Below are 23,548 nucleotides of genomic sequence, written 5' to 3' on the forward strand. Positions count from 1 at the left end.
TCAGCCAAGCAGCCGTGAGAGCGAGGACTGGCTTGGCTTTGCCCCCCCGGGCCTCGCCGCAACGGAGCACCCCCCGGGTGACGCAGCACGACTTCCGCGTGCTACTGGATCATTTCCCGTCACCTGAACCCCACAACATGATGTGTTCCATTGCGGCACAACTGCACCGTCTGGCCGTCACCTGCTTGATGCTGCTCGAACTTCCCGACTATGAGCAGCGCCAAGCAGACGAGCGTGACCTCATCCTCGCCAATGAAGCGCACGAGGCACTACCGCTGACTCTCCGCCGCCACGATTCCCACACCCAGGGTCCCGACGACGAAGGCCCTTTGGCTCACTACGCCACTCACGGCGATTGGATGGACGAACTGGCCCTCGACGCCGGCGAGCAGTGGTACATCGAGCAGCTGGAAGAGCAAAAGGCCCTCCACTACTTGCTGGTCGAGGCCGAGCTAGCGAATCGGGGCGAGCAGAGCCTCGCCCAGGAACATGCCCGCGGCTTCCCAGCTACGGAGCACCGTCCTGCAACGCCCGATTGCTGAACCCAGGCCGCTTTGGTTCACCGCTGCGCCAACCTACCGACTTCCCAGCCGATGGAGTGTAACTCTGGCGAGTGTACACGTCAGAGATGTATCTCCGCGAGCTTGCCGCTGCCTGCCGCTGAGCATGCGGTAGCTGATGGCCGCGCCCGCCGTCTGGGAAGATCGGCCACCTAGCCGAAGCCTAGAAGGGAGGTGCGGTGAGCAGAGGATATGGCTACGACGCACCATTCCCGATTCGTCTCCCAATCTGGTGCCCGATCAGGCCCAGCAACCCGGCCCACCTCCTTCGCGGCACAACCAAATTCCCTCACGCATGCCCGACGACCCACGTCGGCGCCTGAGCGCCTTTCCCCGTCATTTCGCACGCTTGGCGTGCTCATTGTTCACCCAAATCCTTCCACACATCATGGAAACTCCGATCATGCGGCTGAACGCCGCTCCATCCACTCCGCAACTGCAGATCATCCGAGAGCCAGGCCCGCAAGCGCCTGGCTCTTCTGCTTCTGCCCCGGCTCTGGTATCCACGTCGCGGGCCTTCATCGAGGCCAACACGGTGGCGACCAGTTTCTCAGAAATCCGGCACAACCACATCATCCCGGTATACGTCCGCGACAACGAGCCGCTGATCAGCCAGTCAGACTTCATCCAGGTGGCCGAAGAGGCCGTCTACGACGTGTTCCGCGGCGAGCAGATCCTCGCCCCGCAGATTCGCGTGTCGCACCCCATCAAGGGCCGCACGCCCGAGGCCAAGGACAAGCCGGCCAGTCAACTGCAGGACCACGAGCGGACGATCTACTATGAGCGCTTGGCCTTTTGCTTGGAGGTGCCGACCATTCGCAACACCGTGGGCGGCAACGACCTCACCCTCGTCGTGGGCGGGGTGAAGGCCTACAACCTCGACAACCTCTACAATCGCAAGGGGGCAGCCGAGCACTTCAAGCTCTTCGTCGGCTTTCAGAATCTGGTGTGCACGAACCTCTGCGTGCGCACCGATGGGTACATGGGCGACCTGCGTGTGGGCAGCCTCGACCAGCTCCGGGCCGCCGTCTACCAGTTGCTCAGCGCCTACGAGCAGCACCGCCATCTACGCCAACTGCAGGCGCTGACCGAGTACGCGCTGACGGAGCAGCAGTTCGCCCAGCTCATGGGCCGCTGCCGCATGTACCAGCACCTGCCCACGGCCGCCCGGCAGCAAATTCCGGCGCTCCTGTTCGGCGATCAGCAGCTCGGCACCGTCTGCCGCGACTACTTCCGTGACGAGAGTTTCTGCCGCGACGACAACGGCGACATCAACCTGTGGCGGCTCTACAACTTGTTCACCGGCGCCAATAAGAGCACCTACATCGACCAGTTCCTGGACCGTTCGGTCAACGCGCTGGATTTCGCGCTGCAGGTGCAGGATGCCATCGACGGCCGCGGCACGAATTGGTACCTCAGCTGACGACCGACCTGGCCCGCTCCGACTACTCGTGGTTGGGGCGGGCTTCTCAGGTAGCGTCAGCGTCTTCCATGCCAGGCACTTTCACCAGCTCATGCAGGGGAATCCGCAGTGCTTTTGCCAACGACAGCAATACGTCGATGGTCGCCGCAAACTGTGCCTTTTCGATCCGGTGGACGGTCTTGTTCGACACGTTGGCGTAGTCCGCTAGCTCCATCTGGCTCATCCCGCGCTGTTCGCGCAGGCGACGCAGATGCTCACCAAAAGCCTTGACTCCACCCGGATTCTTCACGGGCAGCAAGCTCCGATGTTGCCAGTTTCTGAACTTGGACACATGTGTCCAAAAAGCGCGGGCGCTTCCTACTTTTGAGGAGAGCTAGCCCAAGTCATTCAACCCACCAATCCTCCACAAACATGCGCAAGACGCTACTCATATTGGCCCTCCTACTACTCGTCATCAGCCCGCGTCACAGCCAAGCTCAAGCGCAGATGGAACTGAGTAGCCGAATGGGAATGAACATGCTCCAACTCTCGCAGGTGTACCGGAAAATGCCGGGCGCCAAGGAGTGGACGCAGCAGAAGATGAAACCGGAAGGCTCTGGTGACCGGGAGCAAATCTGGTGGAAGTTCGCTGACCACCCTGGGCGCACTATGCACTACTTCCTGACCAACGGGCGTGTTGATGGAATCATCATCGCGGACACACGCCGGCAATCGTATGCTGAGCTGGAAGAGCTTCTCAATCGCACGTTGATGGCCTTCAATGATCATATCTGGCTCGACACAGGGACTCGGACGCTGTGGGAGTTGAGCATCAACGAAGGACGCGTCCTGCTGACGGGGACACCTGCACCACCGAGAGACCGGAAATAGCAGAAGCAAGATCCGACAGTACGGCCTCGGTCAATTCACCAAGTGGGTCCAGGAGCGCGGGCACTTCAATTTGCTCGACCTGGCCCGATCCACGGCTGTTTCCAACGGTTTCGAGCCGCAATCAGAAACCCGAGTCACATTCAACACGGCGACGGTGGGGGAGTGGGTGTAGGCACCACCGTGGGCACCAAAAGCAAATCAGCCACCCAGACTAGTGTCTAAGTGGCTGATTCCAAATGAGCGGGAAACGAGGCTCGAACTCGCGACCCTCAGCTTGGGAAGCTGATGCTCTACCAACTGAGCTACTCCCGCTGATGTGTTTGGTAAGGCAAAAATACAGAGTGGCAACCAATATTCAATTGCGTATCGACTGCGCCGGTCACAAATCTTGAAACGACTGCATGCAACGCCCTGGCAGATATTTCGTTGATTTAGGCCATGGCTTTTTCACTTTCTCCAGCTACCCGGCGCATTGTTGGCCTCATGCTGATCGTAGCGGGCGGCCTGATGATTGCCGCGCAGTTGCTGCGCTTTAGCGTGTCGGCGGCGGAGTGGCAGCGCGGCGGCTGGGACGCCGTGGAGTCCACCTACCTCGTGCTTTCGGTGCTGATGCTGGTGGTAGGCGTGCTCATTGTGCGTTACGGATGGCGCTTGCGGCAGGATGGTCGCATCTCGGACGAACCGGGTAAAGGACGTATTTCGTAGCCGACGGCTGCGGGTTTTGTTTCTTTGCCGCGCTATGTCGTCACCGCTTCGCATTGTTCCGGCCAAACGCACCGCCGCCGCCGCCGCCCAGTTGGCCGACTTCGGCCGGCAGACCTTCCACGACACCTACGCAGCGCAGAATGCGCCCGCGGACATGGAGCTGTACCTGGCCGAGCATTTCGGCCCGGCGCAGCAGCTGGCCGAGTTGGAGGACCCCAACACCGTCTTTTTTCTGGCCCTCATGCAGCAGCAGTTGGTCGGCTACGCCAAGCTGACCGTGGGCTCTGGCCTGGGGGCCGAGGCCGGCGCCGACCCACGTACCCGCGCCGAGCTACAGCGGCTGTACGTGCAGCAGGACTGGCAGGGCACCGGCCTGGGGGCTGCCCTGCTCCGGCGCTGCCTCGACGAAGCCCGGCAGCGCGGCTGCCGCTCCCTCGTGCTGAGCGTGTGGGACAAAAACGCAAAGGCGCTGGAATTTTACCGGCGCAAAGGGTTTAAGCAAATTGGCGAAACGGAGTACCGCGTGGGCCACGACGTGCAAAACGACTTTATCCTCCGAAAAGGCCTGTGAGCATGGAGCACGCTGCGCGGCGGCTGAGGTGGAGCGGGCTACTGGCCCTGATGCTAGGCGGGTTGCACGGCTGCGCGCCGGCCACTGAAAAGCAGCACGCTGCCCCAACGGGACGCTACGAGGGCACGCTTACCCACCGGGGGGCCGAAATGCCGGTAGTGGTCAACCTGTACCAAGATTCCGTCAGCCGCCGCGTGCAAGTGGTGGTGCGCGTAGCCGATACGCCGTTGTATTCCCGGTTTTTCGACAGCGTAGCCTACCAAGCCCCGACGCTGGCGGGCCGCTTGCCGGGGGGCAGCCGCCTGGCGCTGCGCGAAGAGCCCAACTTCCTGACCGGGTCCATCTGGCTGCACGACACGCTGCGCGCAGAGCTGGTCGCGGTGCGCCGCGCGCCGTCCGATTTGCCCAGCTACACTACTGCGCGCCAACCAGGTGCTGACGGTGGCTACGGGCTGCTGTTTACTCCGCTCGACACGGTGCTGCGGCGGCCGGCTGTGCTGCTGTGGCCCGAGGCAGGGGCTGTGGGGGCCGCGTTTGGCTGGGCCGACTGGCTCGTGCGCCAGGGCATGGTGGTAGCCGTGGCCGCCCCGGAGCCGCAGTCCGATTCGGTGGCGGCCCCGCAATTGCGGGCGGCGCTGCAGCGGTTACGGTCCGAGACGCGCGCCCGGGTAGATTCGACGCAGGTAGGGGTCTGGGGCTTTGGGGCCGGTGGGCGGGCCGCCGCGCTGGCCGTTACAGGCGTTTCGCCAGCCAAACCAGCCTTTCTGATTCTGCAGGGACCCGGCCTGACGCCCGCCGACCGGTCTTGGCTGCGGCAGCTGGGCCGGCGGCGCCTGCCGGTGCTGGGGCTGTACGGCGCGCTGGATACCACCGTGAACGTACGCGAAAGCAGCCAGCAGTTGCGTAACGCGGTGGGCGGACGCCGCGGCTCCGGTGTGAAGGTCTACCAGCAAGCCAGCAAAAGCCTGCTCGTAGCGGCACCCGCCGATTCGGTACGGCGCTGGCCCCAACTCCCGGCCGATCTGGCTTCGAGCCTGCAGGAGTGGCTGGGGCGGATGCGGCGCTGAACCCGGCCGAGGTACGCGCAGGCTAAACCAGCAGCAGGCCCTTTTCGCGCAGCAGCAGCCAGGCCGGCGAAATCAGCAGGGCTTCAAACGACAGCCCCGCTTCGGCGGCAGGAAACGAGGCGGCGGCTTCCTTGAGCAGCAGTTTGGTGTCGTAATCTGCCGACAGCTTGGTGAGCAGCGCGTGCAGCCACTGGCCGACGGCAGGTGTGGTCTTCAGCTCAAAGTCTTCGGCCTGCTCGTAGAAGGTCAGCACGGCCTGCTCGGTGAGGCGGCCTTTCTTCTGCCGGGTTTCGAGGCGCAGCTCCGGCGCGTTGCCCAGCCAAAACAGCCGCAGGTTCTGCTTGGCGGCGTCGGCTTTGCCGGGCTCGGCCAGGGCCGATTCCACCAGCTGCCGCGGCACGGTGGTGCGGGGCACGCGGAAGTCAAACCAAAACTGCAGGGGCTCGTGCAGGGCCACGCCGTGCATGTAGTTGTACAGCGCCTTGGCCAGGCCCGGCCCGAACTGCTCGTGGTCGGCGCCGGTGGGGTCGTCGTGCCAGAGGTCGTTCCAGGCAAAGTCGCCGGGCTCGGGGCCGATGGGCTGCACCTGGTACTTCGCGGGGTTCTTGCCCACCGGCGAATGGGCCGTCATGGCAAAGCGGTGCCAGTAGCCCGACTGCACGATGCCGGCCTGAAACAGCTGGCGCACCACTTCCAGCGAGTCCACGGTTTCCTGCACCGTTTCGGTGGGGAAGCCGTACATCAGGTAGGCGTGCACCATGATGCCGGCCTGGGTGAAGCCCTCCGTCACGCGCGCTACCTGGGCGATGGTGACGCCCTTTTCCATCAGCGCGAGCAGGCGGTCGGAGGCCACTTCCAGCCCGCCCGACACGGCAATGCAGCCCGAAGCGGCCAGCAGGCGGCAGAGGTCGGGCGTGAAGGTTTTCTCGAAGCGGATGTTGCCCCACCAAGTGATGCTCACGCGTCGCTTGAGCAGCTCCACGGCCAAGTCGCGCAGGGCCAGGGGAGGAGCGGCTTCGTCGACGAAGTGAAAGCCCGTCTGCCCGGTTTGCCGCACGATCTGCTCGATGCGGTCCACCAGCAGCGCGGCCGGAGCCGTGTCGTAGCGGCGGATGTAGTCCAGCGTCACGTCGCAGAAGCTGCAGCGCTTCCAGTAGCAGCCGTGGGCCACGGTCAGCTTGTTCCAGCGTCCGTCGCTCCAGAGCCGGTGCATGGGGTTCAGCACCTCGATAACGGAAAGGTAGTCGCGAATCGGCAGCCCGTCGTAGTCAGGCGTTCCGACTTCGGTGTGCGGAATGTCGGCCGTAGTGGCTTGGTTGTGATACTCCACCTGACCGGTAGCGGGGTTGCGCAGAAAAGTGCGCTGAAAAGTAATTGCTGGCGGTTTCAGAACGTCATGCTGAGCCTGTCGAAGCATCTCTACCGCTTCGTTGGATACTATCTGACGAAACGGTAGAGATGCTTCGACAGGCTCAGCATGACGTTCTTTTTCCTTCTCGAAGGCTTTCAAAATTTGCAGCCAAGGGCCTTCGCCGTCGTCGAGGGTGAGGTAGTCGATGTAATCGAAAAACCGGGGCTCCTTGATGCCGCGCAGCTCCGTGTTGGGGTAGCCGCCGCCCATCAGGGTACGGACAGCGGGGTTCTGCTGCTTGGCAAACTGCGCCAGCCGCAGCGCGCCGTACAGGTTGCCGGGGAAGGGCACCGTAAAGCCGATAACGTCGGGCTGCTCGCGGCGCAACACGTCGGCGAAGCACTCCAGCATCACCTCGTCCACGAGGTTCGGCGCCTGCTGCAGGGCTTGGTGCAGCTCGTCGAAGGAGGTAGCCGTGAGGCCCAGGTGCTCGGCGTAGCGCGAAAAGCCGAACTGCGGGCCGACGGTTTCCTTGAGCAGGTCGGCCAGGTCTTCGAGGTAGAGCGTGGCCAGGTGGCGGGCTTGGTCGGTAAGGCCCATGGTGCCGAAGGCCGATTCCAGGTCGGCCACGTTATCGAAGCGGGCGGCTTCGGGCAGAAAGCGGCCGTGGCAGATGCGCGGGGCCAGCGTCAGGTCCTTGTTCTGCAGAAAGCGGATGACCGGCTCCACCGTGCTTTCGTAGCGGCGGCGCAGGCGCAGCATCCGCCGGGCGTTGTCGCTCAACTCAAAATTGCCCTGCTCGATGGCGTCGAACACCCGGCGCAGCCCCTGGGCCGAAAACAGCCGCAGCACTAGCTCAATGCCGATGTCGGCCTGGGCCGCGTGAAAGCCGCGCCCGCGCAAGAAGCCCGTCAGGTAAGCCGTGGCCGGGTACGGGGTGTTCAGCTGCGTGAGCGGCGGAGTAATGAGCAGGATGCGGAGGGAGGACGACGTCGGCACGGGGCAACAACCGCCACGCGGCGGCAAAGGTGCCCGCAAAGGTAGCCAGGTCGAACGGTGGCGTAGCGTTACAGCAAGCGGAGCCGCCGCAGCAGATCGAGCAAAGACTCCCGTTGAGCCTTAAAGCATGCTCGAATTTAGCCGCAAAGACTTTCAGAGCGTGCTGCTTAAGCTAACGTCCGCTTGGCGAAGCAGTGCATCGAAGTGTACTTAGTCCTCACGCTATCTGATCCAGCGACGTGCGCTCCGGATGGGCCTTGTACTCGGTCACCGTTTGGCCCGTCACCTGCCGAAACTGCGTGCTCAGGTGCTGCGAGGAGCTGTAGCGCAACTCGTCGGCTATTTCAGCCAGGGTCAACTGCCCGTAGCTGAGCAGTTCCTTGACCCGCTCGATCTTCAGGCGAATAAGGTATTTCTCCAGCGTGAGGCCCACCACGCGCGAAAACAGCTTGCTCAGGTGGGGGTAGGATGCCTCGAAGCGCTCCGACAGGAAGGCCGAGGTGGTGAGCGGCACACGCGCCGTGCGCAGGTGCTCCAGGTAGTCGGCCAGCGCCGCTTTCACCTGCTCCACCAGCTGCTCGTCGCGGCTTTGCAGCAGCTCAAAACCGGCCGCTTCCAGCCGCGGCTGCAGCTGCGCCGGGTCGGCCGGCGTGGCCTCGTCGAGCCGGGCGTAACCCAGCGTCACGTCGAGCGGCTGCAGCCCGGCGTCCTTCAGGATGGTGCGCACCGTGCTGATGCAGCGCGGGCAGACCATGTTTTTGATGTGCAGCTCGGTGGTCACGGGGCAGGATTCTTAGCGGAGTTGCGCGGGGCGTAGCGGGCGGGCTTGGCCGTGTTGGTGGCCCGGGGGCGGCGCACGGGCTGCGGCGTGGGCGCCTCGGCCCAGGTACGGCCAAACCAGTGCTCAGCCGCCCAGTTAACAAACGGCACCACGGCCAAAAAAGTGACACCCAGCAGCACAAACCACACGAACGTGGCCCCCAGCCAACGGCCGAAAAACGTGGCGTCGAAGCCGAACAGGTAGCCAATGAGGGCAAACGACAGCACCAGGCTGATGACCAGCAGGATGCCAGCCCGCCGGATCAGCGGGTGAGCCAGCAGGGAAGCTTGGGAAGGACGACGACGCGGTGCAGCCATGCGGCAAAGATATCAGCCCGCCGTTAGCGGAAAATGCCGCCGTTGCCAGGGGGCCCGCCCACCAGCGCCAAAAAATGCCTTCAGATCAGCTAGATAACCAATCGGCGGCATTGGCGTTTGTGCTAACAACGACGCTTCCGCCGGCTGGTCCGGCTGCGTATATTGCCCCGACCATATTTACTCCCTCACTTCCATGAACACCTCCTTCCACCCGCTGCGAACCCTGCGTTACCTGGCCGCGGCCTTGCTGCTGACCGCCGGCCTCACGGCCTGCAGCACCGGTACCGAATCGGGCGACACCAACGTAGAGCGCGGCAACCAAAAATACCCGCGTAACCCCGGTGCCCAGACCGCCAACGACGGCATCAACCAGGAACGCGTGCAGCGCGATACGGCCGAGAGTCAGCAGGAGCGTATCTACGAGGGCGGCAGCGAACGAAAAGACAAGAACAACGACGGCAAAGCCGACTAGCGCCGCCCGTACTAATCAAAAAGCCCCGGCAACAGTAGTTGCCGGGGCTTTTTGGTTGACCTGATAAGTGTACCGGGTTTAGCGGAAGGCGAAGCTGCTGGGCCCGATGCCGACATTGAAGGAATCAATGGCCGCGCCGCTGGTGGTGAAGCGCACCGTCCGCCCGTCGGTGCTGAATGAGCCGATGGCGCCGTACAGCGTACCATCGGTCGGGTCGACGCCGAGTCCGTTGAGGCGGCGACGAATCAGCGGCGTAGAGGGTAGAGCCGTGGCCGTGGCGTCCAGGCGGTACACGGCCCCGCCGTAGCGGTAGTACAGCTGCTGGCGGTTGGGGGTCGGCTGCAGACCCGTGGCGCCGCCGCTGCTAAAGGCCAGTTCCAGGCGGCCCGTGGTGGGAGCAGCCGGATTCAGGCGCACCAGCTTGGCGGGCGTGCTCGACAGCACTGGGTACGGCGGCGTGGGCGCGTAACGCGTGATGCCCCCGCACAGCACCCAGACGTTGCCGGCGGCATCGGCCACCAGTGAGTTCGGCCCGTCCGAAACGGTCAGCGTCGTTTCCACTTGGTCGGTGCTGGTGTTGATGACCGTGACGGTATTCTCGTCCGAATTCGGCACGTACAGCTTGCCACCCGCCAGCAAGGGCCGCTCGGGGAGCTTGCCCACCGGAATGGTGGCCGTCACCGTGTTGGTGCGCAGGTTCAGCACCGCCACCCGGCCGTTCTGGCCAAACGCTACCCACTCCGTCAGGTAGGCCTTATCGGCCGAAGCGGCCACCAGGTAGCGGGGCAGGGCACGGCCGCCGATGGTGGCCACGGAATGAAATCCGGGCAGGTGGATGACCTCCACCTTGTTGCTGTTGTTGACCACGGCGTAGCCCCGGTTGCCCACCACGGTCATGGACTGCACCACGTCGCCCAGGGTACGGCCATTGACGCGCTGGAAAGGGTCTTTCTCGCTGGCTTTGGTGGACTTGATGAACAGGCTGACCGAGCCGTTGGGCGTATTAAACTGGCCTTCGTTGACCACGTACACCGAGTCGTTGCGGACCGCAGTCGGCGGGGCCGGCGGCGTGGGTTGCGGGTCTTTCTTCTTTTCGGGCTCACAGCCCAGCAGCACACCCGACAGGCACAATCCAGTCAGCAGCGACGCGTGGTAGAGGGGAGACGTTTTCATGTGGAATGAGAATAAGTGAGGCAGAGAGTTAGTGCCAGCTGGCGCGCAGGCTCAGAGCGCCGGAGCGCAGCGGCATGGCCCGGAAGGCGTAGTTCTGGTAAGCGGTATTGGTGAGGTTGAAGCCCTGCACCAGCGCCGTCAGCTGCCAGCCGGCGAGGCGGAAGCTGCGGCCAGTCGTGGCATGGAGCAGCGCGTAGCCCGGCAGGAAGTCGGTGGCCGAAGCAGTGGTGTAGCGGTAGCTGGTCAGCATCAGCGTACCCGACAGGCTCCAGCCCTTCCAGTGCTGGTCGAGGGCGAGGTTGCCCGCGTGCAGGGGTACGTAAGCCAGCTGCACGCCGGCGGGGTCTTCGTCGGCAGGGTAGCCGCGCAGCTTCTGCGTCTGGGTGAGGGCGTAGCCGGCTTTGGGGCTCAGCACATAAGCGCCGGCCTGGTACCGGGCCTGGATGCTGACTTCGGCGCCCCGGCTGCGTACCTGCCGCAGGTTCTGGGGCGTCCAGGTGCCCGCTGAGTTGGGCAGCCACTGCACCCAGTCGTCCACCCGCAGGTGGAAGGCCGTCACGTCGGCCTGCAGGCCCAGCCGCCCGTTGGCGCTTAAGCCCTCGTAATGCAGGCCCAGGTCGCCGCCCAGGCTGGTTTCGGGGCGCAGGTCGGGGCGGCCGCCAGGCCGCCAGTACCGCTCGTTCAGGGTAGGGGCGCGGTAGCTGCGGGCGGCACTGGCCTTCAGCCACAGCTGCTGGCGCGCGGTGGCCCAGGCCTGCCACTCCAGGCCCGCCGTGGGGGCCAGCGGCGGCCGGCGGCCGGGTAGCACGGCCTGCCGGGCATTCAGCGTGAGCCGCAGCCGGGCGGTGGGGTCGTAGCGCAGCAGGGCAAAGCCGGCAAAGCGCGATTCGTCCACGCGCCCCCGGTAGCCGTCGACGTGGGCCACGAAGTACTGCGCTTCGGTGCCGAGGCGCAGGCTGAGGTTGGGCCGCCAGTTGTGGGTGTGCTCTAGCTGCGCCTGCCGCACGCTGCTGCGGGAATGACTAGTACTCAGCTGGTCGCTCTGGTAGTCGATCAGGTCGCCAAACCACGCCGTGCGCACCGCCGTTTCGCTGCGGGCACCGCGGTGGCGGTAGCCCAGCACCACCCGGGCGCTCTGGTCCCGCTCCCGGGCGTGGTTGTTGGCCGAGCCGATGGACGGTTGAATCTGGCGGTTGGCATCGGTCAGCCAGGCTGAGGCCGTTACCTCGCCGCGCTGGCCGGCCAGCACCGTCACGTCCTGCTGAAAGCTAGCTTGCTGCAGGGCGGCGTTTTCCTGATGCCGGCGCACCTGGCCGATTACTTCGCGGACGAGATAGGGAAAGTCGTTGCGGGCCTCGCGCACCAGGTAGCTGGTGCGTACGCTCACCCGCTCGTTGCGCTGGCTGCCGCTGACGCTCAGGGCCCGGGCGCCGAAGCTGCCCGCTTCTACCAAACCCTCCACGCGGGTACCGGCCGGCGCTGTGGCGGCACCCAGTACCACGGCGCCGCCCAACGCCCCCGTGCCGTACAGCGCCGCCGCCGGCCCGTGCTGCACATCGATGCGGCCCAGCCCGGCCACGGGCAGCAGGGCAAAATCAGCCTCGCCCAGGGTAGGGAAGTTCAGTGTGAAGCCGTGCCAGAGCACGGCCGTGTGGCGGGCCGCCGTGCCGCGCAGGGCAATGGAAGCCAGCTGGCCGGGGCCGTAGGTCTTCAGGTACAGCGGGGTGCGCGCCGACAGCGCGTCGGCGACGGTACCGGCTTGGTAGGGGGCCAGCGCCGCCGAGTCGAGGGAGGTGAAGTGGCTGCCGGCGGCGTAGCGCGTGGGCCGCAGGGCCTGCACCTGCACGCCGGGCAGCACGTGGCGAGCCGAGTCGGGCCGTACCGGCGACTGCGCCCACACCGCAGCCAGGCCGCCCGGCAGAAGCAGCAACGACAGCACCCCACGGCGGAGCGCGGCGGGCCAAGGAAAAGCGTAGAACCGAACCAAAGTTTTCGGGGCCGAAAAATTCGGTTCAGAACCCTGCAGCCGGCTGAAAAAGCTGCTTGCGGGGCTGAGGCAGAATCAGGAAGCACGAGCCGGCGCCGAATAGCGCTGGGGCCCAAAAACGATTCATTCTCCGCCCGTCCTCCGCAGGCGCCGAACACTAAGATGTGCAGGGGCAGGTCTCCTGACTTGCTTCGCGCCGGGCGGCCTTCCCATCCCTCCGGCTGCCGCAGCGGCAGCCCTCAGCAGGACAGTGGCGAAGAGAGGCCCGACGCATGGTGTTGTGAAGCTCACAGTTGCGGGGACAGTCGCCGAATTTCACGGCATTCCCTTTTCAGCCGCGCCCCCCAATCGGGGTCTGGCCACCCATGCACCGGCAAAGATAATCACGGATTAGTTGAATTTGATGGCGTCCACCAATTTCAAAGCCGCCCAACGTCCGGCCGAGCTGCCGCTCCCCTCAAAGTTCCTGCGGCACGTACAGTCTCGCATGAAACTTCCGCTTGCCTACTACCAACAGCCCGACGTGGTAACCCTTGCCCGCGATATGGTCGGCAAATACCTCTTCAGCCGCATTGATGGCATCCTGACGGGCGGCCGCATCGTCGAAACCGAAGCCTACGCGCATATCGATGACCAGGCCTGCCACTCGCACCTGGGCCGTTTTACCAAGCGCACCCGCGTGATGTACGAGGCCGGCGGCGTGGCCTATGTATACCTGATCTACGGCCGCTACGCCCTGTTCAACATCATCACCAACGTGGCCGGCAAGGCCGACGCCGTGCTGATTCGCGGGCTGGAGCCGACGGAGGGCCTAGCGGAAATGGCGCTGCGCCGCGGCGTGCCAGCCACCGCGCGCAACCTCACCGGCGGCCCCGGCCTGCTCACCCAGGCCCTCGGCATTGGCGTGCCGCACTACGGCACCGACCTCACCGGCGACCTGATCTGGCTGGAGGATCGGCAAGAGGCCGTGTCGCCCGAACAGCTGCTGGCCAGCCCCCGCGTCGGCATCGATTACGCCGGTGCCGACGCGGCGCTGCCCTGGCGTTTTCGCCTGAAAGACAGCAAGTGGACCAGCCCGGCGAAGTGACCTCGGATGAAATGGTGAGTGAATGTCCAGATGGGCCTGAACGCAAACCGGCCCCGGTAGTCAGTGCTACCGGGGCCGGTTTCATGGCGAAATGTTGCCAGAAAGTCAACTCACCACCTCTCTATTGCACCGCTCACGGCGCGAGCCGGTCGCAGACGAGCACGATGAGGCGGCCGGTCAGGTCGGTAGTGGCCATTAGGTACGTGGTGCCGCCCTCCCGGATACCGGTGCGGTGGCGAATCTCAGCCACCGAATCAGGGAAGTTGCGGGTGGTGACGTGGGCGCGCTGCTCCGGACCTAGGTAGGCCAGCAACTCCTTCTTGTCGTACCGGCACACGGCCCGGCAACGGAAGATGCGGCCGGGAAAGTCCTCGCGGAGGGTATTGGACGTGTAGAGGTGGCTGTGCTGGTGCAGCTTCAGCAGGCTGAAGCTGGTACCGATGCTCTTGAAGCTACCGGCCTTGAGCACGGCCACGTTGGGCTCGTAGACGTAATCCTGCGGCTCCGCATAGCGCGGAATGGCTTTGGCTTCGCGGGTGCGGTTCGAGCGAAACGTCTGTTCGCGGCCGTCGCGCAGCAGGTTCACCGTCAGGCGCTCGGGGTCCACGGCGGGCTCCTGGCCCAGCTCGTAGAGCACTTCCTTGCACTCGTTGTCGACGGCCACCACCCACAGGCGGCGCACGTGCGCCAGTTCCTGAATGGCCTGCTCCACGTCGAGCATGGGTGAGGTTTTGAGCAGCACGCGCTCGGCCTTGCGCAGCAGCACCGGCAGCAGGCGCAGCACGTCCGGCTCGCAGTCGGCCAAGCGGAAAATCTTCTTGTCGGCCGTGTCGCGACGGGCTGGGTCGAGGTAAATCCAGTCGAAGTGCCCGTCGGGCTGCTCGCGCAGCCACGCGGCGGCGTCGCCCACGTGGTAATGCACGTTGTCGACGCCAAGTACTTCCAAGTTGTGCCGCACCACGCTCACGAGCTGCGGGTTGCGCTCCACGTAGTGCACTTCCTCCAGCGCGCGGGCAAAGTGGCTGCTGTCGACGCCAAAGCCGCCGGTGAGGTCGGCCAGACGGGTGCCGCTCACCAGGCCCGCCTTGAACGCGGCGGTGCGCGCCGACGAGGCTTGCTCGACCGACAGCGCGGGGGGAAACACCAAGTCCGGATTGGCCGCCCAGGTGGGCAGCTTGGCTTTGGCCTTCTGGCGGGCCTGAATCTGGCGCACCAGTTCGGGCACGGGCAAGTTGGGGTAGCGGCGGGCCTGCAGCGCCAGCTTGGCTGGGTCGTCGTGCAGGTGCTTCGCCACGTATTGCCGGGCCGCCGCCGATAGGGAAACGTCCATTACAACGGTAAAAAACGCCTGAAACGGCGCAAAAATACTAGGGAATTAGCGCAGCGTCCAGCCTACTAGCAGCTGCGGACGGCCCGTCGGGGCCGTTACGCCTAGTAGGTCGGGCTTGGCCCGCTCAAGTCCCATACGGCGTGCAGCCGGCAAAGTAGCGTTCTGGGCTTCCACGGCGCGCATAAAATGCTGGTTGGTATGGCGCGTAATCAGCGTGTTGGAGAGCAGGCTGACCACGGCCGCGCCGATGGCTACTTTCTGGGTGTTGTTGAAGTATTGCGGCTCGTCGCGGCTGAATACCTGCTGCGCGTACACGCCGGCAGCACCCACAAAGACGGCCCGCTCGGCCAAGTGCAGCCAGCGCTGTCGGCGGTAGCGGTCAAGACTGGCCAAAGCCTGCTCATCGGTAAGGTGGGGGCGCAGCTTCTGCCCGAAAAACCCTGCGTTCTGGTAGTCCTCGCCGCTGCCGGTAGTAAACCAGAAATTCTTCTGTACGCCGTTCAGCCCGCGGTCGAAGTCCTCGGGGCTTAGGCGGATGGTGGGTGCCGGGGACGCGGCGGGCTGCTGCGCGAAGGCCGGGGTGGTACCCAACAACGCCAGTGAAAAGAATGCGGCAACGTGGCGGCCGCGGCGCGGCGTCAGCAGGGCGGAAAACGTCATGCTACAAAGTTAATATTCCAAAAGCCGGATAATGGGACATATCCGACCAACGCCCCAACAAAACCGACGAACGATACGTTCTCAGGCTCAACACTTCGTGGTGTTGCTAAAATCCCTAGACTCATGAACCACCCGTTTCACTTAGGCCGCCTATGGCTGCTGGCCGCGCTGCCGGCCGCTTTGCTCACTAGTGCCTGCGGAGGCAACGACGACGACGATCCGCCCGCGCCGGCACCCGATCAAGGCCGGGTGATGCTGGTGCACGCCGCCGCCGCTTCTGACGTACAGGTTACTGCTTTCATCAGCGACCAGCAAGTAGGGCAGCTCAACTACGGGCAGAACAGTGCTTACCTAAACGTCAATACCGGCACGCCTACCCTGCGCATCAACGCCGGCAACCAGGTGCTGACCACCCAGGGACTGACGATTGCAAAAGACCAAAGCTATTCGTCGTTTGCTTACTCGCCTTCTGCCACCATCGGCGCCACGCCTGTGCTGCTGACCGTCACCGACGACCTGACCGCGCCGGTAGCCGGGCAGGCCAAAGTGCGCGTCGTGCACCTGGCCCTAAATGCGCCCTCCCCGGTCCGGCTGACCGTCCCCTCGGCCTTGCCCGGCACCCCCGGTACCGATATTAGTCCTGACGTCGCCTTCGGCGCCGCCTCTGCTTTCTTCCCGATCAACGCCGGCCAGCTAAACCTGAGCATCACCGCGGGCACGCCCCGCACCCAGGTACTGGCTGTGGGCGATGGATCCGGCAGCGGCACCGGTACCCGGAATTACGAGGCCGGTAAAATCTACACCATTGTGGTACGCGGCATCGCCGGCGCGGGCGTACCCGCTGGCCAGCAGGCCCGGGCCGTTATTATTCCCAATAACTAGCCTTTTCGGCAAGTAAAATCAAAAGCCCGAACCATTGGTTCGGGCTTTTTCTATATTGGTCTACGCCGAACAAATTGGATACCTTTGTAGTTGCATTGCGAAAATCCCGTGACCATGGTTGAGACCAAGACCTACGTACCTTACAAGGTAAAAGACATTTCGCTGGCCGAGTGGGGCCGCAAGGAGATTCGTCTGGCTGAAGCTGAAATGCCCGGTCTGATGGCTCTGCGCGCACAGTACGGCGCCAGCAAGCCCCTGCAAGGTGCCCGCATCGCCGGCTGTCTGCACATGACGATTCAAACGGCCGTCCTCATCGAGACGCTGCAGGCGCTAGGTGCCGAGGTGACCTGGTCGTCGTGCAACATCTTCTCTACGCAGGACCACGCTGCGGCCGCTATTGCCGCCGCTGGTACGGCCGTGTATGCCTGGAAGGGCATGAACGAGGAAGAGTTCAACTGGTGCATCGAGCAAACGCTGTTTTTCGGCGAGGAGCGCCAGCCGCTGAACATGATCCTCGACGACGGTGGCGACCTGACCAACATGGTGCTGGATCAGTTCCCCGAGCTGGTAGCCGGCATCCGCGGCATCTCGGAAGAAACGACCACCGGCGTGCTGCGCCTCGTGGAGCGCATGAAGGCCGGCAAGCTGCCGCTGCCCGCCATCAACATCAATGACTCGGTAACGAAGTCGAAGTTCGACAACAAGTACGGCTGCAAAGAGTCGGCGGTGGACGCTATCCGCCGCGCTACCGACATCATGATGGCCGGCAAAGTGGCCGTGGTGGCCGGCTACGGCGACGTAGGAAAAGGCACCGCAGCGTCGCTGCAAGGCGCCGGTGCCCGCGTTATCGTGACGGAAATCGACCCGATCTGTGCCCTGCAAGCGGCCATGGACGGCTTCGCAGTGAAGAAGATGAGCAACGCCATCAAGGAGGCTGACATCGTCATCACCACCACCGGCAACTGCGACATCGTAACGGAAGAGCACTTCCGCGCGCTGAAGGACAAGGCCATCGTCTGCAACATCGGTCACTTCGACGATGAAATCGACATGGCTTGGCTGAACAAGAACTACGGCCACACCAAGGACACCATCAAGCCGCAGGTGGACCTCTACACCATCGACGGCAAAGAGGTAATCATCCTGGCCGAAGGCCGTCTGGTGAACCTGGGCTGCGCCACCGGCCACCCCTCGTTCGTGATGTCGAATTCGTTCACGAACCAGACGCTGGCGCAGCTGGAGCTGTGGCAGAACCACGGCAGCTACGAGAACAAGGTGTACACCCTGCCCAAGCACCTCGACGAAATGGTGGCCCGCCTGCACCTGGCCAAAATCGGCGTGGAGCTGGATGAGCTGAATGATAAGCAGGCCAAGTACATCGGCGTATCGGTGGAAGGCCCGTTCAAGTCGGATCTGTACCGCTACTAAGAGCCGCACTGGCCTTAATGAAAAGCCCCGCCTGACTTTCAGGCGGGGCTTTTCATTTATTCGGCTACCGTGTAACCACGGGATGCTTAGCTTACCGGGCATCAGCAGCACCGGTCGGGCCGTTCGGCTTCGTTCTGTCCTAGCGCTTCGTCGGCCAGCAAAGCCGTTTCGGACCCCTGCAACTTCTGCGCATCAAGATCAGGAAACTGGTCTGCCAGCCACTGCTGCAGCTCTGAGTAAGAAGCCGTGGCGTAGCTGAACTTAATAGTGGACTGATCCGGGTGTTTTGGCAACACCTGCGTGTAGTTCTGGTCGATGCGGAAGCCCTTAATATCTGCCAGCGCCAGTTTCTTGGTTTCAGGGTGCCTGTGCTGATGAGTTTGGTGGGCGAGATGATCAGGCGCCAGCGGGCCGTTTAGATCAGGCTGTAGAGCAAAAACCCGGCAAAGCCGGATATTTGCCCCCATGCCCACGGTTTCGCTCTCGGTCGTCATCATCACGTTCAATGAAGAAGCCAACATCGGCCGCTGCTTACAAGCTCTGGGCGACGTGGCAGACGACGTAGTGGTAGTGGATTCCGGTTCCACCGACCGCACTGTGGCTATCTGCCAAGAGCATGGCGCCCGCGTGGTGCACCACCCGTTCAAGGGCTACGTGCAGCAGAAAAACTTCGCCACTGCCCAGGCCCGCCACGACCACGTGCTACAACTCGACGCCGACGAAGTGCTGACCGACGAGCTGCGGGTCGAGGTGCAACAGATTAAAGCCAACTGGCAGCACGCCGGCTACACCCTGCCGCGCCTCACCAACTACTGCGGCCACTGGGTGCGCCACGGCGGCTGGTACCCCGACCGTAAGCTGCGCCTGTACGACCGGCGCCTCGGCGCCTGGCAGGGCCAGCTGCTGCACGAACGCTATGAGTTGCAGCCAGGCCAGGCTGTCGGGCACCTTGCCGCCGACTTGCTGCATTATTCCTACCCCACCATCGAAAGCCACGTGCAGCAACTCAATAAATTCACCACCATCGGGGCCGAAGAGCTGGCAGCCCGCGGCAAGCGTGCCAGCGGGCTGCAACTGGGGCTGAAACCCGCGTGGAAATTCTGGCACCTGTACCTGCTGCGCGGCGGCTGGCGCGATGGTTTTGCTGGTCTGAGCATTGCCGCGTTGTCGGCCTGGGGGGTGTTTCTGAAGTACGCCAAGCTGCGCGTGCTCACTCCAAAAGGCAGGGCATGAAGACCTTCCTCGTTAGCCGTACCGACGCCATCGGCGACTTGGTGCTGACCTTGCCGGTGTGCGGCTGGCTCAAGCAGCGCTACCCCGGCTGCCGCGTGGTGCTGCTGGGCCGTGATTATACCCGCGCCGTGGCCGCGGCCTGCCCCGCCGTCGATGCCTTCCTAAGCGACGACGACCTGCAACAGTTGCCTGCAGCCGAGCAGGTAGCCACGCTGCGCGCCGTTGGGGCCGAAGCCGTGCTGCACGTATTTCCCAGTGCGCGCCTGGCCCGTCTCTGCCGCCAGGCGCGCATTCCGGTCCGCATCGGCACGCGCAACCGCTGGTTTCATTGGCTGACCTGCAACCGGCTGGTCGCCCTGAGTCGGCGGCATTCACCGCTGCACGAAGCCCAGCTGAACCTGGAGCTGCTGCGGCCGCTGGGACTGACGAGCTTTCCTGCGCTGGCTGAGCTGACGTCGCTTGGGCAGCTGCGGGCGACAGAGCCACTGGCGCCCGCCCACGCAGCCCTGCTGGCACCGCGTGGGGCCCAGCAGCTGAACATCATTCTGCATCCCCGTTCGCGGGGCCACGGCCGCGAATGGGGATTGGAAAACTTTGGCCTACTGGCGCGGGCGTTGCACGCGGCCGGTCACCGGGTATTCGTCAGCGGTACCACGGCCGAAGGCGACTCCATGCGGCCTTGGCTGGAGCAGCACGCGGCCGTGCTCACCGATTTGACGGGACAACTGTCCTTGCCGCAGTTTTTGGCCTTTATTGCCGCGGCCGATGGTCTGGTGGCCTCGGGCACCGGCCCGCTGCACCTGGCGGCGGCACTGGGCCGCCACGCCCTGGGGCTGTTTCCGCCTATGCGTCCCATTCACCCGGGCCGCTGGGCGCCGCTGGGCCCCCACGCCGACTATTTAGTGTTCGACAAGCCCGACTGCCAGGATTGCCGCCAAGCCCCGGCGGCGTGTACCTGTATCCGCGCCATCAGCGCAACGCAGGCGCTGAGCCGCATCGGTACCTGGCAGCCGCTTGCGTCGTAGCTTTAGCCTTCCGACGTTGCCCTGATCTTTTCTCCGCGTGAAATTTCAAGTTGGCTCCTTGATAGACTGGTACCACTCCGGGCGCTGGTCACAATACCTGCTGCTGCTGGCCTGCGTAGCCGGTAGCATCGGGCTTTTATTTACGGCCCGGGCGTTGGTGGCCCTGGCACCGGTGGCCGCCGTAGTAGCGGCCGGGCTCAACCCCGACCTGCGCCGCGCCGTGGCCGGCTGGCTGCACAACGGTGCCGTGCGGCGCGCGGCCGTGCTTTACCTGCTCATCCCGCTTTCGTGGTGGTATACCCAGGACTGGCCGGTATGGCGCCACGAGGTGTACCGGCAACTGCCGCTGCTGGGAGTGCCACTCGCATTTGCGTTGGCTGTTCCGTTGTCGAGCCGCCAGCGCTGGTGGGTAGGAGTGGGGTTTGTCGGCAGCGTGGTGCTGCTGGGGCTGGCTACGCTGGGGCGCTACCTGCTCGATCCGGCCGCTGCGCAGGAGCTGATCCGGGTGGGTCAGAACGTACCATCCGTTACGGGCATCTTCCACATTCACTTCGGGATTCTGCTGGCGTTGTCGGCGTTTTTCGCCGTGCTGCTCAGCCAGGAAGCTCGGGCGGGTCGCCTCGGGCGCTGGCTGCTGCTGGGCGGAGCCGCCGTGGCCGCCATCAGCCTGCACGTGCTGGCATACCGCACCGGCCTGATGGTATTTTACCTGACGCTGGCTGCTTCGGGAGTGGGGTTGTTATTCAGCCGGCCGCGTCTGGCCTTGGGGTTGCTGGCGGTAGGTTTATTGCTGGCTGTGGGCGCTTACTTTGGGCTCAGCTCTGTGCAGCAGCGTGTGGCGGCCACCGTCTACGACGTGCAGCAGTTCTACTACAGCCACGATATCAACCAGTTTTCCTTGGCCCGCCGCCTCGCCGCCTTACAGAATGCCTGGGTGCTGATCGAAGAGCACCCCTGGCTCGGGGTAGCCCCGGCGGATGTGCGCCAAGCTATGGACGAGCAGTTTTCGTGGCATACATTCGGCCTGGAGCAGCAAAACCGCGTAATGATTCACAATCAGTACATTCATTACCTGGTTGGAGCCGGCCTAGTGGGGCTGCTGGTTTGGCTTTGGGTGCTGATTACGCCCTTGGTGCAACCCCAAACGCGCCGAAATCCGTACGTCAGACATTTCCTGCTCATTTTTGGCGCGGCGGCTCTAGCCGATTCGCTGCTGGAGATGCAGATTGGCTTCAACCTGTTCATCTTCCTGTATGGCTTTCTGGTGGTAGCGGCCGAACGCCGGCCGCAAGCCCACGATGTAACCCGTTGAACCCTTCCTTTCGTTACATTTAGCCGAGGCAATACTCACCTGCCTGAACCACCCACCTCTATGAGCGACTCTCCCGAACGGGTTCCTAAACTGAGCAAGGAGGAAAAAGACCGTCGTTTCCAAGCCGAGCTGCTGCCCGTGCTGGATTCCCTCTACAACTTTGCCTTTCGCCTGACCCTCGACGAGGACGATGCCAACGACCTTGTGCAGGAGACTTACCTGAAGGCATACCGCTTTTTCGAGTACTTCGAGCAGGGAACCAACGCCAAAGCCTGGCTGTTTCGCATCCTGAAAAATTCGTTCATCAACGATTTCCGAAAGAAAAGCAAGCAGCCCGCCAAGGTCGACTACAGCGAAATCGAGGGCTACTACAATACCGAGGACGTAGATGCCGAAGGCGACACGGGAGCTTCCTCGCCCGACTTGCGCCAGCAGGCCACCCGCGACCTGATCGGCGACGAAGTAGCTAGCGCTTTGAACTCTCTGCCTGTCGACTTCCGCACCGTCATCATTCTCTGCGACCTGGAAGGATTTACTTACGAGGAAATGGCCAAGGTGCTCGATATTCCCATCGGCACGGTCCGCTCGCGTCTGCACCGGGCCCGCAATTTCCTCAAGGATAAATTGGAGCGCTACGCAAAAAAAATGGGCTACGGCAACGATTCTGAAGAAGACGATGTTGCCCAAGCGTACCACGAAGATGAAGACTAAGTACCTTTAACCCTCTCCTCCACCGACTTACCCCCCAAGCTATGGCATCGAAGTCTACACCCAACCAACAAGGCCCGGCCGTGACCCCCGCTGTTGCCGTCGGCGCCGACTGTGAGCGTGTGAACACCATCCTCGATCAACTCATCGTGGGCAATGAGCCCACCGTTGAAGACGAAGAATACTTCGTCAGCCATGCCGAAGACTGCTCTCCGTGCTTCGATAGCATTGATAAGCAGCGCCTTTTCGTTGACTTTGTCAACCAGTACGTAGGCCGTAAAGGGGTACCTGCTGGTCTTTCTGCCAACATTATGGCACGCGTGCAGTCCGAAAAGGCCTAATTTTGCCCCATGCAGGGGAAAATCATTGCCTTTTCGGCACCGTCGGGTGCCGGCAAAACCACCATCGTCCACCGGCTCATGGAGCGCATTCCGGAGCTGAGCTTTTCTATTTCGGCCTGCACGCGCGACCGGCGCGGCCGGGCCGAGCAGAACGGCAAGGACTACTATTTCATTACTGTTCAGGAGTTTCAGGAGAAAATCCGCCACGATGAGTTCGTGGAATGGGAGGAAGTCTACGAAGGCTCCTACTACGGAACCCTGAAATCCGAAATCGAACGTATCTGGGAGGGCGGCAAGCACGCCATCTTGGATATTGACGTGAAAGGTGGCCTCAGCATCAAAGATTTTTACAAGGAACGCGCCCTCTGCCTCTTTGTAAAACCACCTTCCCTGGAGATTCTGGAGCAGCGGTTGAAATCCCGAGCGACAGATTCGGCGTCGAGCATTTCGGCCCGCCTCTACAAAGCCAACTTCGAGCTCACCTTTGAAGACCGATTTGATGCGGTCATTATCAACGATGACTTGGATGTGGCAACGGCACAGGCAGAAAAGCTGGTGCGTGACTTCATCACGGCCGAGCCGGCCATCGTCTGATGCAAGCCCCGCGGCGCGTGGGCTTGCTGTTTGGCTCGTTCAACCCTATTCACATCGGGCATCTGATCCTGGCCAACCACATGGCTACCCGCACCGACCTGGATACGGTGTGGCTAGTGGTGTCTCCGCAGAGCCCATTTAAAGTAGGAGAGGAGCTCTTGTCTGAGCAGGCAAGACTAGGCTTGGTCCAACTGGCTATTGCCGGCAATGACCGCCTGCGCGTGCTCGACGTGGAATTCGGCCTACCTAAGCCCAACTATACCATCGATACGCTGGATGCGCTGCGTCAACAGCACCCGGCCACACAATTCGTGCTACTGATGGGTGGCGATAACCTGCCCGGATTACCGCGCTGGAAATCCGCCGACCGGTTGCTCTCGGAGTTTGAGGTGTACGTGTATCCCCGGCCCGGCATCGACCTACCGAAACCATTGCCTGCCAAAGTGCGCGTCGTGCAGGCGCCGCTGCTCGACATTTCGGCCACCTTCATCCGGCAGAGCGTGCTCGACGGATGCTCCATTCGTTACCTGGTGCCGGACGCCGTCGAGGCTGAGATTCGCGCGCAAGGGTACTGGCGGGAAAATTTTCTCAACGCATAAACGCAAACCGCCCCGGCTAGTAAATCAGCCGGGG

The 23,548-nt window shown here is 63.3% G+C and carries 26 protein-coding genes, 1 tRNA gene and 1 riboswitch; of the genes, 17 read left to right on the forward strand and 10 right to left on the reverse strand.

Going from position 1 to position 23,548, the window contains the following annotated elements; translation table 11 throughout:
* Positions 1 to 137 precede the first annotated feature (137 nt).
* Both ACYVKQ_RS07060 and ACYVKQ_RS07065 read left to right on the forward strand, forming a co-directional pair.
* A complete protein-coding gene (locus tag ACYVKQ_RS07060) occupies positions 138 to 542 on the forward strand; it encodes a hypothetical protein (RefSeq protein WP_460577062.1) in 405 nt (134 codons plus the stop codon).
* 406 nt (positions 543 to 948) lie between these two features.
* Positions 949 to 1,983: a DUF3871 family protein gene (locus ACYVKQ_RS07065; protein ID WP_460577063.1), complete on the forward strand. Its 1,035-nt coding sequence runs from the start codon at positions 949 to 951 to the stop codon at positions 1,981 to 1,983.
* 46 nt (positions 1,984 to 2,029) lie between these two features.
* On the opposite strand, the gene ACYVKQ_RS07070 is transcribed toward ACYVKQ_RS07065, so the two are convergent.
* Positions 2,030 to 2,314 (reverse strand): helix-turn-helix domain-containing protein, encoded by a 285-nt coding sequence (locus ACYVKQ_RS07070; protein ID WP_460577065.1) that lies wholly within the window; start codon positions 2,312 to 2,314, stop codon positions 2,030 to 2,032.
* Positions 2,315 to 2,394: 80 nt separating this feature from the next.
* Here ACYVKQ_RS07070 and ACYVKQ_RS07075 point away from each other — a divergent pair, with 80 nt between their 5' ends.
* Positions 2,395 to 2,853, forward strand: coding sequence for a hypothetical protein (locus ACYVKQ_RS07075; protein ID WP_460577067.1), 459 nt, complete (start codon positions 2,395 to 2,397; stop codon positions 2,851 to 2,853).
* Positions 2,854 to 3,092: 239 nt separating this feature from the next.
* Here ACYVKQ_RS07075 and ACYVKQ_RS07080 read toward each other — a convergent pair.
* A tRNA-Gly gene (locus ACYVKQ_RS07080) sits at positions 3,093 to 3,165 on the reverse strand.
* Positions 3,166 to 3,291: 126 nt separating this feature from the next.
* On the opposite strand from ACYVKQ_RS07080, the gene ACYVKQ_RS07085 reads away from it, so the two are divergent.
* The 3 genes from ACYVKQ_RS07085 to ACYVKQ_RS07095 are packed head-to-tail and all read left to right on the forward strand — an operon-like array spanning position 3,292 to position 5,196.
* Entirely contained in the window at positions 3,292 to 3,558 is a 267-nt protein-coding gene (locus ACYVKQ_RS07085; protein WP_460577069.1) for a hypothetical protein, read from the forward strand.
* 34 nt (positions 3,559 to 3,592) lie between these two features.
* Entirely contained in the window at positions 3,593 to 4,129 is a 537-nt protein-coding gene (locus ACYVKQ_RS07090) for a GNAT family N-acetyltransferase (protein WP_460577071.1), read from the forward strand.
* 2 nt (positions 4,130 to 4,131) lie between these two features.
* Positions 4,132 to 5,196: a hypothetical protein gene (locus tag ACYVKQ_RS07095; protein ID WP_460577073.1), complete on the forward strand. Its 1,065-nt coding sequence runs from the start codon at positions 4,132 to 4,134 to the stop codon at positions 5,194 to 5,196.
* Between the two features lie 22 nt (positions 5,197 to 5,218).
* Here ACYVKQ_RS07095 and ACYVKQ_RS07100 read toward each other — a convergent pair whose 3' ends face one another.
* From ACYVKQ_RS07100 to ACYVKQ_RS07110, 3 genes are all read right to left on the reverse strand, one after another.
* The gene (locus ACYVKQ_RS07100) at positions 5,219 to 7,546 is read right to left on the reverse strand and encodes a B12-binding domain-containing radical SAM protein (protein WP_460577075.1); all 2,328 of its coding nucleotides are present in this window, start codon (positions 7,544 to 7,546) and stop codon (positions 5,219 to 5,221) included.
* Positions 7,547 to 7,763: 217 nt separating this feature from the next.
* On the reverse strand, positions 7,764 to 8,327 hold the full coding sequence (locus tag ACYVKQ_RS07105; protein ID WP_460577076.1) for a helix-turn-helix domain-containing protein: 564 nt from the start codon (positions 8,325 to 8,327) through the stop codon (positions 7,764 to 7,766).
* Complete coding sequence (locus ACYVKQ_RS07110; protein WP_460577078.1) at positions 8,324 to 8,683, reverse strand: hypothetical protein; 360 nt, start codon at positions 8,681 to 8,683, stop codon at positions 8,324 to 8,326. Before ACYVKQ_RS07110 ends, ACYVKQ_RS07105 begins: the two co-directional genes overlap by 4 nt.
* 193 nt (positions 8,684 to 8,876) lie before the next feature.
* Between ACYVKQ_RS07110 and ACYVKQ_RS07115 the strand changes: the two genes are divergently transcribed.
* On the forward strand, positions 8,877 to 9,155 hold the full coding sequence (locus ACYVKQ_RS07115) for a hypothetical protein (protein ID WP_460577080.1): 279 nt from the start codon (positions 8,877 to 8,879) through the stop codon (positions 9,153 to 9,155).
* A 78-nt stretch (positions 9,156 to 9,233) separates the two neighbouring features.
* Here ACYVKQ_RS07115 and ACYVKQ_RS07120 read toward each other — a convergent pair whose 3' ends face one another.
* On the reverse strand, positions 9,234 to 10,328 hold the full coding sequence (locus tag ACYVKQ_RS07120) for a DUF5074 domain-containing protein (RefSeq protein ID WP_460577082.1): 1,095 nt from the start codon (positions 10,326 to 10,328) through the stop codon (positions 9,234 to 9,236).
* A 28-nt stretch (positions 10,329 to 10,356) separates the two neighbouring features.
* Entirely contained in the window at positions 10,357 to 12,258 is a 1,902-nt protein-coding gene (locus ACYVKQ_RS07125; protein WP_460577084.1) for a TonB-dependent receptor, read from the reverse strand.
* Between the two features lie 211 nt (positions 12,259 to 12,469).
* A riboswitch (cobalamin riboswitch) is annotated at positions 12,470 to 12,697 on the reverse strand.
* Positions 12,698 to 12,802: 105 nt separating this feature from the next.
* Here ACYVKQ_RS07125 and ACYVKQ_RS07130 point away from each other — a divergent pair.
* On the forward strand, positions 12,803 to 13,402 hold the full coding sequence (locus ACYVKQ_RS07130) for a DNA-3-methyladenine glycosylase (protein WP_460577086.1): 600 nt from the start codon (positions 12,803 to 12,805) through the stop codon (positions 13,400 to 13,402).
* A gap of 133 nt (positions 13,403 to 13,535) precedes the next feature.
* Here the strand turns inward: ACYVKQ_RS07130 and ACYVKQ_RS07135 are convergent, their stop codons facing one another.
* Positions 13,536 to 14,732: a THUMP-like domain-containing protein gene (locus ACYVKQ_RS07135; protein WP_460577088.1), complete on the reverse strand. Its 1,197-nt coding sequence runs from the start codon at positions 14,730 to 14,732 to the stop codon at positions 13,536 to 13,538.
* A gap of 45 nt (positions 14,733 to 14,777) precedes the next feature.
* On the reverse strand, positions 14,778 to 15,392 hold the full coding sequence (locus ACYVKQ_RS07140; protein WP_460577090.1) for a hypothetical protein: 615 nt from the start codon (positions 15,390 to 15,392) through the stop codon (positions 14,778 to 14,780).
* Between the two features lie 123 nt (positions 15,393 to 15,515).
* Between ACYVKQ_RS07140 and ACYVKQ_RS07145 the strand changes: the two genes are divergently transcribed.
* A complete protein-coding gene (locus tag ACYVKQ_RS07145) occupies positions 15,516 to 16,274 on the forward strand; it encodes a DUF4397 domain-containing protein (RefSeq protein ID WP_460577092.1) in 759 nt (252 codons plus the stop codon).
* Positions 16,275 to 16,388: 114 nt separating this feature from the next.
* Positions 16,389 to 17,702 (forward strand): adenosylhomocysteinase, encoded by a 1,314-nt coding sequence (gene ahcY / locus ACYVKQ_RS07150; RefSeq protein ID WP_460577094.1) that lies wholly within the window; start codon positions 16,389 to 16,391, stop codon positions 17,700 to 17,702.
* 101 nt (positions 17,703 to 17,803) lie between these two features.
* Here ahcY and ACYVKQ_RS07155 read toward each other — a convergent pair whose 3' ends face one another.
* Positions 17,804 to 18,199, reverse strand: coding sequence for a hypothetical protein (locus ACYVKQ_RS07155; RefSeq protein ID WP_460577096.1), 396 nt, complete (start codon positions 18,197 to 18,199; stop codon positions 17,804 to 17,806).
* Between ACYVKQ_RS07155 and ACYVKQ_RS07160 the strand changes: the two genes are divergently transcribed.
* From ACYVKQ_RS07160 to nadD, 7 genes are read left to right on the forward strand one after another with little or no spacing between them, the layout of a single operon-like run.
* Positions 18,168 to 18,935, forward strand: a complete 768-nt coding sequence (locus ACYVKQ_RS07160; RefSeq protein WP_460577098.1) for a glycosyltransferase family 2 protein — start codon at positions 18,168 to 18,170, stop codon at positions 18,933 to 18,935. The genes ACYVKQ_RS07155 and ACYVKQ_RS07160 overlap by 32 nt on opposite strands.
* The gene (locus ACYVKQ_RS07165; protein ID WP_460577100.1) at positions 18,932 to 19,960 is read left to right on the forward strand and encodes a glycosyltransferase family 9 protein; all 1,029 of its coding nucleotides are present in this window, start codon (positions 18,932 to 18,934) and stop codon (positions 19,958 to 19,960) included. Before ACYVKQ_RS07160 ends, ACYVKQ_RS07165 begins: the two co-directional genes overlap by 4 nt.
* A gap of 37 nt (positions 19,961 to 19,997) precedes the next feature.
* The gene (locus ACYVKQ_RS07170) at positions 19,998 to 21,272 is read left to right on the forward strand and encodes an O-antigen ligase family protein (RefSeq protein WP_460577102.1); all 1,275 of its coding nucleotides are present in this window, start codon (positions 19,998 to 20,000) and stop codon (positions 21,270 to 21,272) included.
* Positions 21,273 to 21,332: 60 nt separating this feature from the next.
* A complete protein-coding gene (locus tag ACYVKQ_RS07175; protein ID WP_460577104.1) occupies positions 21,333 to 21,983 on the forward strand; it encodes a sigma-70 family RNA polymerase sigma factor in 651 nt (216 codons plus the stop codon).
* 41 nt (positions 21,984 to 22,024) lie between these two features.
* Positions 22,025 to 22,321, forward strand: a complete 297-nt coding sequence (locus tag ACYVKQ_RS07180) for a hypothetical protein (protein WP_460577106.1) — start codon at positions 22,025 to 22,027, stop codon at positions 22,319 to 22,321.
* Positions 22,322 to 22,330: 9 nt separating this feature from the next.
* Positions 22,331 to 22,915 carry a guanylate kinase gene (gmk, locus tag ACYVKQ_RS07185; RefSeq protein WP_460577108.1) on the forward strand — a complete coding sequence of 195 codons (585 nt, stop codon included), beginning with the start codon at positions 22,331 to 22,333 and terminating at the stop codon, positions 22,913 to 22,915.
* Entirely contained in the window at positions 22,915 to 23,514 is a 600-nt protein-coding gene (gene nadD, locus ACYVKQ_RS07190; protein WP_460577110.1) for a nicotinate-nicotinamide nucleotide adenylyltransferase, read from the forward strand. Before gmk ends, nadD begins: the two co-directional genes overlap by 1 nt.
* The last annotated feature ends 34 nt before the right edge of the window (positions 23,515 to 23,548 follow it).

The organism is Hymenobacter coalescens (assembly GCF_054783195.1).